This is a genomic window from Stenotrophomonas maltophilia group sp. RNC7, from assembly GCF_030910085.1.
Taxonomy (GTDB): Bacteria; Pseudomonadota; Gammaproteobacteria; order Xanthomonadales; family Xanthomonadaceae; genus Stenotrophomonas; species Stenotrophomonas sepilia.
The window spans coordinates 84,519-98,565 of record NZ_JAVFVN010000626.1 but is presented as its reverse complement, the minus strand read 5'-3'; the positions used below and the strand labels follow the sequence as shown (position 1 = coordinate 98,565).

General features: G+C 66.7%; 15 protein-coding genes. 3 read left to right on the top strand and 12 right to left on the bottom strand.

Annotated features, from left to right (window positions below; genetic code table 11):
• Positions 1 to 22 precede the first annotated feature (22 nt).
• Entirely contained in the window at positions 23 to 778 is a 756-nt protein-coding gene (locus RCF13_RS12460) for a SapC family protein (protein ID WP_005409617.1), read from the top strand.
• Here the strand turns inward: RCF13_RS12460 and RCF13_RS12455 are convergent, their stop codons facing one another.
• The 12 genes from RCF13_RS12455 to RCF13_RS12400 all read right to left on the bottom strand — a co-directional run bounded on the left by RCF13_RS12455 (position 779) and on the right by RCF13_RS12400 (position 12,617).
• Positions 779 to 3,085, bottom strand: coding sequence for an ATP-binding protein (locus RCF13_RS12455; RefSeq protein WP_308141220.1), 2,307 nt, complete (start codon positions 3,083 to 3,085; stop codon positions 779 to 781). It lies immediately after the preceding gene.
• Positions 3,086 to 3,087: 2 nt separating this feature from the next.
• Positions 3,088 to 3,714, bottom strand: coding sequence for a response regulator transcription factor (locus RCF13_RS12450; RefSeq protein WP_043033547.1), 627 nt, complete (start codon positions 3,712 to 3,714; stop codon positions 3,088 to 3,090).
• 261 nt (positions 3,715 to 3,975) lie between these two features.
• Positions 3,976 to 4,482, bottom strand: coding sequence for a GNAT family N-acetyltransferase (locus RCF13_RS12445; protein WP_043033545.1), 507 nt, complete (start codon positions 4,480 to 4,482; stop codon positions 3,976 to 3,978).
• A 96-nt stretch (positions 4,483 to 4,578) separates the two neighbouring features.
• Positions 4,579 to 5,112 carry a lipocalin family protein gene (locus RCF13_RS12440; protein WP_076738930.1) on the bottom strand — a complete coding sequence of 178 codons (534 nt, stop codon included), beginning with the start codon at positions 5,110 to 5,112 and terminating at the stop codon, positions 4,579 to 4,581.
• Between the two features lie 8 nt (positions 5,113 to 5,120).
• Positions 5,121 to 6,194: a cyclopropane-fatty-acyl-phospholipid synthase family protein gene (locus RCF13_RS12435; RefSeq protein WP_049397267.1), complete on the bottom strand. Its 1,074-nt coding sequence runs from the start codon at positions 6,192 to 6,194 to the stop codon at positions 5,121 to 5,123.
• Positions 6,191 to 6,976 carry a DUF1295 domain-containing protein gene (locus RCF13_RS12430; protein WP_308141219.1) on the bottom strand — a complete coding sequence of 262 codons (786 nt, stop codon included), beginning with the start codon at positions 6,974 to 6,976 and terminating at the stop codon, positions 6,191 to 6,193. Before RCF13_RS12430 ends, RCF13_RS12435 begins: the two co-directional genes overlap by 4 nt.
• Positions 6,973 to 7,518 carry a DUF2878 domain-containing protein gene (locus RCF13_RS12425; RefSeq protein WP_012480155.1) on the bottom strand — a complete coding sequence of 182 codons (546 nt, stop codon included), beginning with the start codon at positions 7,516 to 7,518 and terminating at the stop codon, positions 6,973 to 6,975. Before RCF13_RS12425 ends, RCF13_RS12430 begins: the two co-directional genes overlap by 4 nt.
• Before the next feature lies 1 nt (position 7,519).
• Positions 7,520 to 8,779 (bottom strand): cyclopropane-fatty-acyl-phospholipid synthase family protein, encoded by a 1,260-nt coding sequence (locus tag RCF13_RS12420; protein WP_012480156.1) that lies wholly within the window; start codon positions 8,777 to 8,779, stop codon positions 7,520 to 7,522.
• The gene (locus RCF13_RS12415) at positions 8,776 to 9,543 is read right to left on the bottom strand and encodes a DUF1365 domain-containing protein (RefSeq protein ID WP_012480157.1); all 768 of its coding nucleotides are present in this window, start codon (positions 9,541 to 9,543) and stop codon (positions 8,776 to 8,778) included. The genes RCF13_RS12420 and RCF13_RS12415 overlap by 4 nt, the downstream gene beginning before the upstream one ends.
• On the bottom strand, positions 9,540 to 10,817 hold the full coding sequence (locus RCF13_RS12410; protein WP_076738931.1) for an FAD-dependent oxidoreductase: 1,278 nt from the start codon (positions 10,815 to 10,817) through the stop codon (positions 9,540 to 9,542). Before RCF13_RS12410 ends, RCF13_RS12415 begins: the two co-directional genes overlap by 4 nt.
• A 1-nt stretch (position 10,818) precedes the next feature.
• Positions 10,819 to 11,769: an acyl-CoA desaturase gene (locus RCF13_RS12405; protein WP_043033535.1), complete on the bottom strand. Its 951-nt coding sequence runs from the start codon at positions 11,767 to 11,769 to the stop codon at positions 10,819 to 10,821.
• Positions 11,770 to 11,849: 80 nt separating this feature from the next.
• Positions 11,850 to 12,617 (bottom strand): hypothetical protein, encoded by a 768-nt coding sequence (locus RCF13_RS12400; RefSeq protein ID WP_005409628.1) that lies wholly within the window; start codon positions 12,615 to 12,617, stop codon positions 11,850 to 11,852.
• A 134-nt stretch (positions 12,618 to 12,751) separates the two neighbouring features.
• On the opposite strand from RCF13_RS12400, the gene RCF13_RS12395 reads away from it, so the two are divergent.
• Positions 12,752 to 13,375: a sigma-70 family RNA polymerase sigma factor gene (locus RCF13_RS12395; RefSeq protein WP_005409629.1), complete on the top strand. Its 624-nt coding sequence runs from the start codon at positions 12,752 to 12,754 to the stop codon at positions 13,373 to 13,375.
• Positions 13,372 to 14,046, top strand: a complete 675-nt coding sequence (locus RCF13_RS12390; RefSeq protein WP_005409630.1) for a ChrR family anti-sigma-E factor — start codon at positions 13,372 to 13,374, stop codon at positions 14,044 to 14,046. The genes RCF13_RS12395 and RCF13_RS12390 overlap by 4 nt, the downstream gene beginning before the upstream one ends.
• The last annotated feature ends 1 nt before the right edge of the window (position 14,047 follow it).

The window sequence follows — 14,047 nt, the reverse complement described above, 5'->3', positions numbered from 1 at the left end:
GCATGATCGAACGGTTCCCAAGATGACCACCACCAGCGACACCACCACCGAAGCGGCGCCGAGCAACGCCCCCCTGTTCTACACCCGTCCGGTGCCGCTGCAGGCCGATGTGCACGCCGACCTGCGCATCCTGCCGGGCAGGCTCGAGTTTGCCGCGGGCAACAACGCCATTCCGCTGGTGCTCGGCGAGTTCTCGCTGGCGCTGCACCACTTCCCGATCCTCTTCGCTGGCCCGACCGCAGTGCCGATGGCTGCCGTTGGCGTATCCGACCAGAACCTGTTCATCAAGGATGGCCTGTGGGAAGACGAGGCCTATATCCCGGCCTACCTGCGTCGCCACCCCTTCATCTTCATCGACACCGGCTCGGACAATGATTTCCTGCTGGGCATCGACGAAGAGAGCTCGCGCGTGGTCAAGGGCGGTGACGAAGGCCAGCCGCTGTTCGTCGATGGCAAGGCCACCGACATGGTGCAGCAGGCGCTGGAGTTCTGTGGCCAGTTCACCCGTGAGCACGAACAGACCCAGGCCTTCTCCAAGGCCCTGATCGACAACGGCCTGCTGGTCGAGCGCAACGCCACCGTGCGTACCCCGGATGGCCGTGAATTCAACCTCAATGGTTTCCAGGTCGTCGACGTCGAGAAGTTCGTCGCGCTGCCGGAAGCCACTGTGATCGAGTGGCATCGCAGTGGTTGGCTGGCGCTGATCCACCAGCATCTGATGTCGCTGGGTCGCTTCAACGACCTGACCCGTCGCCAGGTCGAGCGTCTGGCGGCCTGATCAGGCCCCGGGCATGGCTTCCGCAGCGCGGGAGCCATGCCATTGCTGAAGGACGCGCAACAGGCGTCGCGCATCGGCCCAGTCGGGTGTGGCGTCGCGACCCAGCTCCCACAGGTCGCCCGCCGTGTCCGCCTCTGCGGCAGCCCCGTATATCTGCAGGGCCCCCTGAAGCCGATGCGCGTGATGGCATAGGTCAGTGGCACTGGCGTCATCGATGGCCTGTTCGATCCGCAGCAGCTCGTGGCCGATGTCCGTGATGTAGTCGGGGTCGCCTGCGGCTGTGCCCGTTGCGATGGCCTGTCCGGTCGCCGGCAGCTCCAGCGCCCGCAGCAGTGACTCAAGCTGTAGTGGCTTGGTCAGGGTGGCGTCGAACCCTGCTTTCCGGCAGCGCGCCACATGCCGACGATCACGGCGTGCCGACAGCGCGATCAGTCGCAGCGGGGCGCGCGCCTGCCTGCGCAACTGCATGGCCAGCGCATAGCCATGCATGTCCCCGAGCCCGATGTCGAGCAGGATCACGCTGCGCGGTCTCACGGCCTGCTCGGCAAGCGCGCTGGCGGCGTCGCCAGACGCGTGTACATCGGCACCCAGGCGGCGCAGCTGCTCGCTGATGACCCGGCGATTGAGGGCGTGGTCCTCCACCAGCAGCAGCTCAACCCCGCCCAGCGGCGTTCCCGCGCCGGCGCTGGCGGTTGACGTGACCTTGGCCTTGGCGGGGCGTACCGGCAGGCGCAGGGTGAAGCGACTGCCGCGCCCGGGGACGCTGTGTACTGACAGGTTGCCGCCCATTGCGCGGGCAAGCGCATGCGCGATCATCAGTCCCAATCCGCTGCCTCCGCGCTCCTTGCCGTCTCCGCCCTGCTGGAATGGCTGGAACAGCACGGTGAGTTGCTCTGCAGTGATGCCGATTCCGCTGTCGATCACATCCAGCATGAGCTCACGAGGGTGGTTGCCTGGCGTCAGTTGAAGGCGCAGCTCGATGCCGCCGACGTCGGTGAACTTGAGTGCGTTTCCCAGCAGGTTGTCGATGATCTGGCGCAGTCCTTCCGGATCGATGGCGACAATGGGGCAGGGCTCGGGGAGGCAGTCGAAGCGAAGCGCCAGCCCGCGCTGCCGAGCCTGGGGACGAATTGCATCCAGCGATTGGCGGCAGAGTCGTGCAATGTCGCAAGGTTCTACGTGCGGCTTGAAGGTGCCGCTGGCCAGGCGTGAGAACTCCAGCGAGCGGTTGAGCAGGTTGCGCAGCGAGGAGCCCGCGGCATGTGCAGCCGCCAGCGCTTCTCGCTGCCCCATGGGCGCCGACGGCTGGCTGAGCAGGTCGATCGAGGCAAGGACTGCCTGGGCCGAATTGCGCACCTCGTGGCTCAACATGCCAATCGCGCGGGCGCGGGCACGGCCTTCAGCACGCAGGCGCCTGTGCCAGGCATGCCACAGGAACGGGGCGACTGCCAATGCGGCAGCCAGGGCCGGCAGCCACTGCGGGGGCAGCTGACGCATCCAGTCCAGGACGTGCTCCAGCGAGGCGGGGGCCGCCTGTTGGGCCCATAGCTGCAACAGGCCGGCATGTTCCTCCAGCGTAATGTCGTGCAATGCCCGCTCGATGCGCTCCAGCAGCTGGCGATCTTCGTGGCGCGCAAGCAGGTGCAGGTCGGTGGAGAAATCGCTGTCGAAAGGCTGCAGGTGCAAGTGCCCGGCGAAATGCCGACGGATCAGGGGCCGCAGGGTCGTTTCCAGGCCGATTGCCAGATCGGCGGTGCCGTTTTCAACAGCTGCCAGCGTGGCGTGCCGATCGGCCAGGTGTAGCAGGCGGACGTGCGGATGGCGCGCGGCCAGCCATCCCGCATACGGCCCCCCTTCGAGCACGGCCAGGACCTGGTGGTCCAGTTCCGTGATATCGCGTGGCAGGCGTTCGCCGCTGCGGCCGGCGAGCATCGTCTTGCCACCGCGGAACGTGCTGGATGCCACCAGGCCGGGGCAGGGTGGCTGCAGGTGGTTGCCAATCACCAGTACCAGATCCGCTTCGCGTCTGCAGACGGCAGCCACCGATGCGCCGGTGCTGGGATGCTGGTGCTCCTGGAACTGCAGCTGCGAACGCCGTGCAACCAGATTGGCGTAGCCATGGGCCAGGCTTGGCAACGTCGTGCCGCCAGCGAGTGCAGCGGGTACCGGGTGCAGCGACGGCGTGGTCGCCACCCGGACTTCGCGCCCCGGCCCCCATTCAAGTGATGACGCATCCTCGGCCGACGCGGCGGGAAGCAGGATGAGCGCCAACAGCAGGAGGGTGGATGTACGCATTCGATCGCGCATCTTCACGGTGATTCCAGCTGCTGCCGCATGGCGTAGATCTCGGCATCGTTGCGCAGCCTGAGCTTGCGCAGGGCCGCAACCTTCTGTGTGCTGACGGTCTTGATGCTGCGATGGCGGCGGAGCGCGATTTCCGAAACGGTCAGGCCCGCCAGCAGGAGCTCCAGTACTTCGCGCTCGTTGCGGCTGAGCTCTTCGCAGTCTCCCGGCAGCGTGCAGTCGGGTGGCAGTCGCGGAAGGCCCTGCGATACCCGCACGATCGCGTCCGCGAGCATCGGCAGTGGTTCGGCCTTGCTGACCACGCCGCTGACACCCGTGGCGATGAGCTGGTTGATGTGGATCGAGGGTGAAAGGGTCGCAAAAGCGAGCAGGGTGACGCGAGGAAAGTGCTCGCGCAGCAGCGGGGTCAGCTCGGACGCGCTGCGATCGTCGCGGGCCAGGGTCAGATCGATGATCGCGACATCCACCCGCATCTGCTGGAGGCTGTCGATGAGTTCGTCGCTGCGGGCGTGGCTGGCGACGATACGGAAGCGGGCGTCGCGGGAGAGGTGCAGGGCAGTGCCGCGACGGACGACTTCGTGGTCGTCCAGTAGTGCCAGTCGCAGCGGGCGCGGGGCAGGAGGTCCATTCATGCGCAGGGAGGTGATCGGCGCCCATGGGGCGTGATGACCATTCTGGCGCTGCTGTCGCGGCGAACATCGAAAATGCTTGATTTTTGCGATTATTCCTAAGAATCGATGCGCTTTATCCATCGATTCGGGGCTATCCATTGGCGGGATGGATTGCCAGGGCGGAAACAAGCCGTTTCCGCAAGCGTGATGGCGCTTGGCGTGGATGTCATCGGGAAGCTTCCGGTGCGGCATGCCACCGATCCGCACCGGCCGGGATCGACTTCAGGGCGTTCGCCCCTCGTCGCGCAGGCTGCGTGCCATCTCGCTGGTTCCGGCCCAGCCAAGGTCGGCGTACAGCGGCTTCCCTTGCGCGGTGGCATGCAGGACCGCGTAGGTGGCGCCACGCTCGGCGAAGGCGTGGTCTGCCAGGACCATCAGCTTCCGGGCGATGCCCCGGCGGCGGTACTCCGGTTCCACATACACGTTGAGGACGTAGCCGCGGCAGCCCTGTTCCGGATGGGCAGGGTGGGGTGGCCAGTCGATCAGCATCAGGCCAATGCCGGCGATGGTTCTGCCCTGGTCTGCAAGAACATGGCCGAAGTACTCGCCCGAGGCCAGGCGCGGCGCCAGCCAGGCACGGAAAGGAGCCGCCATCGCCCGCAGGACCTCCTCGGTCCGCCCACTCTCGCGGAACATGGCTTCGCGGTGGGCACAGATCACATCCAGGTCGCTCGCACGGATCTGCCGCACTTCAAGCCCGTTCCATGTCGCTTCTGCGTGGCTGCCCATCGTGCTGATCCCCGGCTCAGGTCTGTCCGGGAATTCTGGCATCCTCTGCCGGGTGATGCATGACGCAGGGCGCAATCGGGTCGTTGTTGCCACGCACTACCGGATGGATTGCGGCACGCGCCGCAGCCGGCGGATGTCGTAGCCCATTTCGGCGATGCGCTGCACGGCTTTCTGGTAGTCGCCGTCGGACACCTGCGGCGTACGCGCCATGTACCAGACATAGTCGCGCTTGCTGCGCGCCACGATGGTCTGGCGGTAGTCGTCATCCCGCCAGGCGATCACGTACTCGGCCTGGATCGGCCAGATGAACTGCATGCCCCAGATCGCGCCATTGCCTTCCTTCTCGACACGGCCGACGGGGTGCATCGACTTCTGCGGCGCATCGAAGCTGCCCTTGCGATAGGTGAAGGTGGTCTGGATGCGCCCGTCGGGCTTCAAGGCATAACTTTCCACCGCATCGTAGGCATCGCGTTCGGGCCAGGACGGAATATGGGCGATCACGTACCAGTCGCCGATGAAGCGTGGCACATCCACCGACGGCGCACGCGGAAGCGGCCGGGTGTCGCTGGAGGAGCAGCCTGAGCCGAACAGGCCGACTGCGATCAGCGGAAGCAGCGAGAACATGCTCATGGGGCACCTCAGCGGGGTCGGAACAGATAGTGGGCGACCAGCCACTGCTGGCCGTCGTCGTAGCCGAACAGTTCGGCACATGCCATCCAGAACATCCGCCAGCGCTGCCACCAGACCTTCGCTGCAGCCTGGCCGTAGGTGGCGATCAGCACCGGCATCACCTGCTCGCGGGCGGCATCCTGGTTGGCCAGCCAGTGGTCGGCCGTGCGCTGATAGTGGGTGCCGTCCAGCAACCAGCGTTGATCCAGGCTCAGGTCGCGCTGGAAATGCAGCAGCGTGTCGGCGGCCGGCATCAGGCCGCCGGTGAAGAAGTGGCGGCCCATCCAGTTGTCGCCACCCTCGGTCTCGAACGGATACATCAGTGTGCGATGGGCGAAGATGTGCACGAACAACGCGCCATCCGGTTTCAGCCACCGTGCGATGCCTGCCAGCAGGCGCTCGTAGTTGCGTACGTGCTCGAACATCTCCACCGAGACACACCGGTCGAACCGGGCTGTCGGCAGATCAAGTTGGTTGACGTCACAGGTCAGCACCTTGACGTTGTCCAGGCCGCGCGCCTGGCACTGCGCCATGATGTGCTGGCGTTGGCTGTGCGAGTTGGAGACGGCAGTGATATGCGCCTGCGGGTAGCGTTCGGCCATCCACAGGGTCAATGAGCCCCAGCCGCAGCCCAGCTCAAGAATCTGCTGGCCATCGGCCAGTCCGGCGCGCTGGCCGTACAGTTCCAGCATGGCGTCCTCCGCCTGGTCCAACGTTTCGCGCCCGGTGGGGTAGTAGCAGCTGCTGTACTTCAGTCGCTTGCCCAGGCAGGCCTGGAAGAAGGCTGCCGGCACTTCATAGTGTTGGCGGTTGGCTGCGTCGGTATGCAACGCGAGCGGGCTGTCGGCCAGCTCGACGATGCGCCGGCTGAAGCGTGCCGATTGGCCTTCGATGCCACCCTCGCTTTCTTCATGCAGGCGCTGCGCGCACAAGCGGCGGATGCCCGCACGCAGCGCCGCATCGGGGATCAGCCCGCGTTCGGCCCAGGCGATCAACCCGGTTTCCGCATCTTCGGCTGGGTTCAGTGACGGGATCGCGCTCATGCGGAATGCTCCTTGGAAGAACGGGGAAACCAGGGAAAGAACATCGGTGTACTGCGCTGGTAGGCGCGATAGTCGTCGCCGCGGCTGCGCAGTGCCTGTTTCTCGGTGAATGGAACGCCGCTCAGATAGCGCAGGAACACGTACATCAGCAGCGGGCCGGCCCAGGCCAGCCACCACAGTGGCGAGCCGACCGCGAGCAGGACATAAGTGAACCAGTGCAGCCACTCGAAGAAGTAGTTGGGGTGGCGGGAATAGCGCCAGAGCCCGGCGCGGCAGGTGCGGCCCCTGTTCGCCGGGTCGGCGCGGAAGCGGGCCAACTGGCGGTCGGCCAGGCTTTCGCAGCCGACGCTCAGCAGCCAGGCCAGCGCTGCGGCCACCACCCACAGGGTCAGGTCGGCCCGAGGGTTGGCAGCCACCGCCACGAAGGGCAGGGCGAACAGGAGGATCAGCAGCGCCTGCGCCATGAAGAAGCCGAAGATCTTGCCCTGGTGGCCGTGCCAGTATTGGCGCAGGTAGCGGTAGCGTCCGTCCTCTTCTTCGTGACGGACCCGGTGCCACAGATGCAGGGCGAGTCGACTGCCCCACAAGCCGCCGAGCACGCCCAGCGCGATCCGCGGCATCACCGCACCGTCGCCCAGCAGCGCCAGCAACAGCGCCGAGGCGCCCACGCCCTTTGCCCAGAGCACATCGACCACGCCGATGTTGTGGTGGCGGCGCTGCCAGGCCCAGCCCCAGCTCATCACCAGTACGGCGTACAGCAGGACCCACATCAGATTGATCATGACGACGCTCCTGCGAAGGGCGGCTGCGGGATGTGCATGCCGCGACGGGCGGTCCGGCACAGCAGGGAAAGCGCAATGCTCCAGCCCGCGCCCAGCACCAGCAGTCCTGGCCATACGGGATCTGCGAACCGCACTGCGTCGAAACCGCGTGCGGCAGACAGATAGGCCAGCGGTGCCAGCAGCAGGCCGAACAGGGCCGGTAGGGCCGGGTGGTGCTGCAGGAAGCGCATCGACGTGGTCAGCGTCATCGCGAACGCCGCCCACAACGCCATGATCCACGGCGGTGGCGCCCAACCCAGTGGGGCCGCCGCGTAGCGCACCGTGCCGCTGGCGGCGGCACTGGCGTCGACCAGCCATGCGCAGGCCAGTGCCAACATCAACAGCCGCAGATCCAGCCGGGGGCGCGGTGAGGTCAACAGCTGGCTGCCGATGTAGAGCGAAGCGGCCAGTAGCGCGGGCCACTGCCAGCCGCGGCTCGCGCCGGCCACGGCACACAGCCAGACCAGCTGGTTGCCGAGCAGATTGGCCCAGAAGCGATGCATGTCAGTGGCTGTCGGTCGCAGCGAAAATGGGCCGGTGGTCCGGACGGGCCAGCAGCAGATGCGAGACGCCGATCGAACGTTCCAGGAAGCCACCCTCGCAATAGGCCAGGTAGAATTCCCACAGCCGGCAGAAGCGCGCGTCAAAACCCTGCGCCTGCACTGCCGGCAGCTGGGCCAGGAAACGTTGGCGCCAGGCGCGAAGGGTCAATGCGTAGGAGTGGCCGAAATCCTGCTGGGCGATCAGCTGCAGGTCGCTGGATCGGCTCTTGGCGGCCATGATCGCGTTGATCGATGGGATGAAGCTGCCCGGGAACACATAGCGCTTGATGTAATCGACGCTGCGCCGGGCCTGTTCGTAGCGGTGGTCCTCGATGGTGATGGCCTGCAGCAGGGCAACGCCATCAGGCTTGAGCAGGCGCTGCAGCGTGGCCATGTAGGTGTCCAGGTATTCGGCGCCGATCGCTTCGATCATCTCGATCGACACCAGCTTGTCGAACTGGCCCTGCAGGTCGCGGTAGTCCTGCATCAGCAGCGTGACCTGGTCCTGCAGGCCCGCCTCCCGTACGCGCCGGGCGGCCAGCGCATGCTGTTCTGCAGAGATGGTGGTGGTCGTGACATGGCAGCCATAGTGCCGGGCGGCATGGACCGCGAAACCACCCCAGCCGGTGCCGATTTCCACCACGCGGTCGCCGGGTTTGAGCTGCAGCTGCTGGCAGATGCGGTCCAGCTTGCGCCGCGAGGCCGATTCGAGTGGTTCGGACTCACTGGCGAACAACGCCGACGAGTACATCAGGTCCGGCGACAGGAACAGGGCAAAGAAATCGTTGCCCAGGTCATAGTGCGCGGCGATGTTGCGGCGGCTGCCCTCACGGCTGTTCCGGCGCAGGCGGTTCCAGCCCCGCAGCAGCCAGCCACCCACGCGGGCCGGGCCACGCTCCATGCCGTCCAGCAGGTCGCGATTGCGTACCAACAGCCGGATCAGTGCCACCAGATCATCACAGTGCCATTCGCCCTGGATGTAGCTTTCACCTGCGCCCACACTGCCTTGCGCTGCAACCTTGCGATAGAACCCAGGGTCATCGATGGTGACGGTGACATGCAGTTCGCCACAGGCATCGCCCAGCCAGACCTCGCCCAATGCGTCACGTACGCACAGGCGACCGTCGCGCATGGGGGCAAGCTGGGCCAGCAGGCGGCGGCGCAGGAACGCATCCAGGGCGCCGGGGCGCGGCAGGGCGACCAGAGGGGTCATCGAGTTCATCGTGGTTTCTCGGCAAGAGCAGGGTGGTCGTGCACGGGGTTGCGTTTCATCCACAGCCGAAGTGCATGCCAGTGGATGGCGGCCACCACCTGGGTGGTCATCAGCGGATAGCAGGCCAGCACCCGGGCCAGCCCACGGCCGTTCAAGGCATGTCGCTGCATGGCCTGGGTCGCATCAAACTGGCGCACCCCGTCGCGCCAGACCTGCATGTGCACGCGCAGGTCCTGGTCCGGTCGGTTGAAGCGCCAGTCGTAGCGGCAATCCATCGGCATGAACGGCGAGACATGGAAGCGCTTGTCGAACTGCCAGCGCAATGACGCCCCTTCGTGGAGGGCCGTGGCGACCGGCAGCACATAGGCGTGCCGTTCCTTCCAGGGGGTATTGGTGATCTCGGCCACGATGCAGTCCAGCGTGCTGCCGTCGGCCTGGTAGCAGTAGTAGAAGCTGACCGGGTTGAAGACATGCCCGGCGAAGCGGAGATGGGTGAGCAGGCGCACCGGACCGGTTGGCCGGTAGCCAAGCGTGCCCGCAGCGTGATCGCGCACCGCATCGGCCAGCGGCCGCGCGGGATCACCGAAGTAGTCGCTGCGGCGGAACTCGGCCAGGTTGCGGCGATTGACCGACCACAACCAGCGCCCGGCGAACACCGTGTCGAGTTCATCCAGGTCGAGCAGCAGCTGCGCGATGGGGTAACGGAATGCATGCGGATGCGGATGATGCCGGCGATGCATCACCTGCCCGATGTAGAGCGCGCTGGCACTCATGCCGCCACCTCATCCGAGGCGGATACGTTCCGATGTGGAGCGCAGGCCTGCAGGGCATCGACCACGTGGCGGGCACTGCGGATGCCATCCTCGTGGAATCCCCAGCCCCAATAGGCGCCTGCAAACCATGTGTGGCGGCGGCCCTGCAGTTCCGCCCAGCGCTGCTGTGCGCGTACTGCAGCGTGGTCGTGTACCGGGTGCGCGTAATGCAGGGTCCGCAGCACCTTGGCCGGATCGATTGCCTCGCTGCGGTTGAGGGTCACTACCAGGGGGATGTCGCCCGGCAGGCCCTGCAGCAGGTTCATGCAGTAGCTGACCGTGCAGGGCGCCGCGCGATCCTGTGGTACGTGCGCGTTCCAGGCCGCCCACGCCTTGCGGTTGCGCGGCAGCAACGATGCATCGGTATGCAGCACCGCCTCGTTGGACTGATAGCGGATGGCGCCGAGGACCTCACGTTCGATGGCATCTGCGTCGGCAAGCAACGCCAGTGCCTGGTCGCTGTGGCACGCCAGGATCACTTCGTCGAAGGCCTCCACGCCGGCGCTGCTGTGCACGCGTGCACCCCAGGGCATGCGCTCGACCCTGCTGACCGGGCATTGCAGCCGCTCATGCACGCGCCAGCGGCGACGCAGCGCATCCACGTAGCGCGTCGATCCCCCGCTGACCACCCGCCAGCTTGGCCGCCCGGTCATCTGCAGCATCTGGTGGTTGGCCATGAACTGGGCCAGGTAGCGCGCCGGGAACGCCTGCACGGTGGCCGTCGGCGAGGACCACAGCGCCGAGGCCATCGGCAGCAGGTGCTCGTCGATGAACGCCTCGCCATAGCGCTGGCTGCGCAGGTACTCGCCGAGCGTGGGACCGTCTTCTTCGGCCAGCAGCAACGGCGCGTCGCGATAGAACCGGCGCAGATCGGCCAGCATGCCCCAGAAGCGCGGCGATACCAGGTTGCGGCGCTGGCAGAACAGCCCATCCAGCGAGGTGGCGTTGTACTCCACGCCGCTGCGCTCGCTGTGCATGGAGAAACTCATCGTGGTCGGTTGCGAGGCCACGCCCAACTCGTCGAACAGCGCCGACAGCAAGGGATAGTGCTGGGGGTTGAAGACGATGAAACCGGTATCCACCGCCATGCCTCGGCCCGCCACCTGCACGTCGTGGGTATGGGTGTGGCCGCCGAGGTAATCGTTGGCCTCGAACAGCGTGACCTCGTGCTGGCCATCCAGCCACCAGGCACTGGCCAGCCCCGCGATACCCGAGCCGATGACCGCGATGCGCATCTCAGTACCTCGCCTTGGCCAGGACCCACTCGGGGATGGGCTTGAGCCCTTTGACCAGGCCCAGCGCCGCCATCGCGCGCAGTCCGTACCACGTCAGGTCCACCTCCCACCAGCGGAAGCCCTGGCGCACGGTGCCGGGGAAAAAGTGATGGTTGTTGTGCCAGCCCTCACCGAAGGTGAGCAGCGCCAGCCACAGGTTGTTGCGGCTGTCGTCGCGGGTCTCGAAGCGGCGGCGGCCGAAACGGTGGGCCAGCGAATTGATGGTGACGGTGGCATGGAACAGCACGATGGTGGAGATGAAGAAGCCCCACACCAGCAACTGCGGGCCCGTGGTGTGCAGGCCGGGCGCCCAGCGTTCCAGTGCTGCACCCAATGCATACAGTCCGACGGCCAGCAGCACGGGAATGGCGGTATCGAAACGGTCGAGCCAGCGCAGTTCGGGGAAGCGCGCCAGGTCAGGTACCCGCGACAGATCGGTCGCGAATGCCTCGCGGGTGAGGAACCAGCCCATGTGGCTGCGCCAGAAGCCGCCTTCGCGCGGCGAATGCGGGTCCAGTGGCTGGTCGGCATGCCGATGGTGGTGGCGATGATGGGCGGCCCACCACAGCGGGCCGCGCTGCACGCTGGACGCGCCGATGACTGCGAACACGAACTGCACCGGACGCGATGCCTGGAAGGTGCGGTGCGAGAAGTAGCGGTGATAGAACGCCGTGATGGCGAACATGCGCACGGCGTAGAGCGCCGTGGCCACGACGACCGCCGTCCATGACACGCCCACCCAGATCACCGCGATGCAGGCCAGGTGCATCAGTGCAAAGGGTACCGCGCGCACCCAGTCGATGCGTCCTGGCTGTTCGCCGGTGGTCTCTGTGGCGTTGCTGGTATCCACCCACCGCTGCAACGTACGCAGCAGGCGCCAGCGTCGACGGGGGAGGGGCGCTACAGAGGCCATGGCGGATCTCGGCGGGTGTCGTGTCTTCCTTTACGCAGCAGGGTGCGCAATGGATGCGCCACTTCGAACTGAATTTCGCTTCACCTGGGCGTCACGGCGCAACGCTCGGCCAGGGGCTGCGCCCACGCCTGTTGCCAGTCACCTGCCGGTCGCTCGGCAGCTGGCGACCGGAAGCGCACCGTCACCTGCGGATAAGTGCCGCGCGCATCGCGCAGGTTGCTGGTGCCGCGGAACTCCAGCAGGCGACGGTCGGCCGTGGCGTAGACCAGGGCCAGGCGCGGCGCGATGCCGCCGTACCAGGTGTCCAGGCTGACCTCGATGGCCTGGGCGTCGATGCCCTGCCAGCGTACCGGGCCGACGCGCCGCACCTGCACCGGGAAGTAGCGCTGGCGTGCAGGCACCAGGAACGGCAGTGTGATGCGTTCGCCGCGCAGCAGCGCCGGCCAGTGCAGGCGTACTGCGGCATCAAACCCCGCATCGATCACCGCGTCCGGCGGCTGTTCAAGCCGGCGCCTGCGCAGCTCACTGGCGGCATCCTCCTTCCATGCAATCGACACCGAGTCGCCGGCGGCGTCGACCTCGGCGGTCTGGCCGCTGCGGCGGTCCTCCAGCGAATATCCCCGTGCCTGTGGGCGGGCGCTGGCGGGCAGATGCTTGCGGGCGAAGGGTTGGCCATCCGGGCACTGGTACAGCACCCAGCGCTCGGCGCCCTCCGTTGCCTCGCGTCGCCAGTGCACTTCACGGTAGAGGAGGTCGCCCTGCGCGGAGGTGGCCACGCCCTCGCTTCGCAACCAGGGTGCCGCCAGCGCGGCTTGGGGCAGGCACAGCAGCAGCCAGGCAGTGCGCATGGGTCTTCATCCGGAAGAGGAGGGCCCAGGTCATACGGCGGGGGCGGCCGGTTGGATGCGTCGTGCCGTCTGCATCCAATTGCTGCCCCTGCGCGTACAGAGGACAGACCTTCACCCGCCCGCCGCGAACCCGGATGTACCCTGACGCCGCCAGCACACTCCTCAACTTCGATAGCGCACGCACCGTGTCCAGTTCCCAGCAGCCGAGCAGCGAGCCGACGAACTGGGCCGGTGACATGGACGGCGTGGCGCGCCTGCGCGACCGCGACTGTTTCATGCGGATCTATGACTACTTCATGCCGCGGCTGTGCGTGTACCTGCGCGGCCTGGGTGCACCCGACGGCGTCGCCGAGGAACTGGCCCAGGAATGCCTGCTGCGCCTGTGGCTGCGGGCCGCCGACTACGACGCAGCCCAAGGCGCCCTCAGTACGTGGCTGTACCGGATTGCGCGAAACCTGCATATCGATCGCATCCGTCGCGAGCGCAGCTGGATGCAGGTGCAGGCAGCGGTGGAGGACGCTGCAACGCTGGATGTGATCGAGCGCAGCAGTGCCGAGCAGTTCGCCGACCAGGCGCGTCTGCGCCAGCGCATCAACGAACTGCCCGCAGTACAGGCGCGGCTGGTGCGGATGTCCTATTTTGAGGCCAAGAGCCACAGCGAGATCGCAGAGGCGCTGGGAATGCCGCTGGGAACGGTCAAATCGCACCTGCGCCGCGCCTTTCTGCAGCTTCAGGCCAAAGTGGGAGGTGCGCTGTGAACCCGCACCACCATCTGCACGAATCGACCCTGATGAGCTATGCCGCCGGCGCGCTGCCGGCGCCGTTGAGCATCGTCGCCGGTGCCCATCTGGAGCAGTGCCCCCATTGCCGACAGCGCCTGCGCGACGCCGAAGCGATCGGCTCGGTGCTGCTGGAGCAGACCCAGCCACCTGCAGCGGAGACGCGACGCGAACAACTGCGCGAGGCGATGCTGATGCAGCTGGCCGCGGAAGCGCCGGTGCCCATGGCTGGGGTCGCACGCCCCGTGCCGAAGGAGCGCCCTGAGGCCAATCCGGACCATCTGCCTGCATCGCTGCATCCGTACTTCGGCGCCTCGCTCAGCGACCTGCGCTGGCGCTGGATGGCGCCGGGCGTGCACTGCATCCGTGCAGAGCAGATGCCTTCGCTGATCATGCTGAAGATCGCCCCGGGCAAATGCCTGCCCATGCACAGCCATGGCCGCAGCGAACTGACCCAGATCCTGCGGGGTTCGTACAACGATGCGCTGGGGCTGTTCGCGCCGGGCGACGTGGCAGATCTGGACGAAGACGTGGAGCATCAACCGGTGACCGCGCCCGGTGTCCCCTGCATCTGCGTGTCAGCGCTGGATGCGCCGCTGGTGTTCAGTGGCTGGCTGGCGCGGAAGATCCAGCGTTTCGTGAAACTCTAGC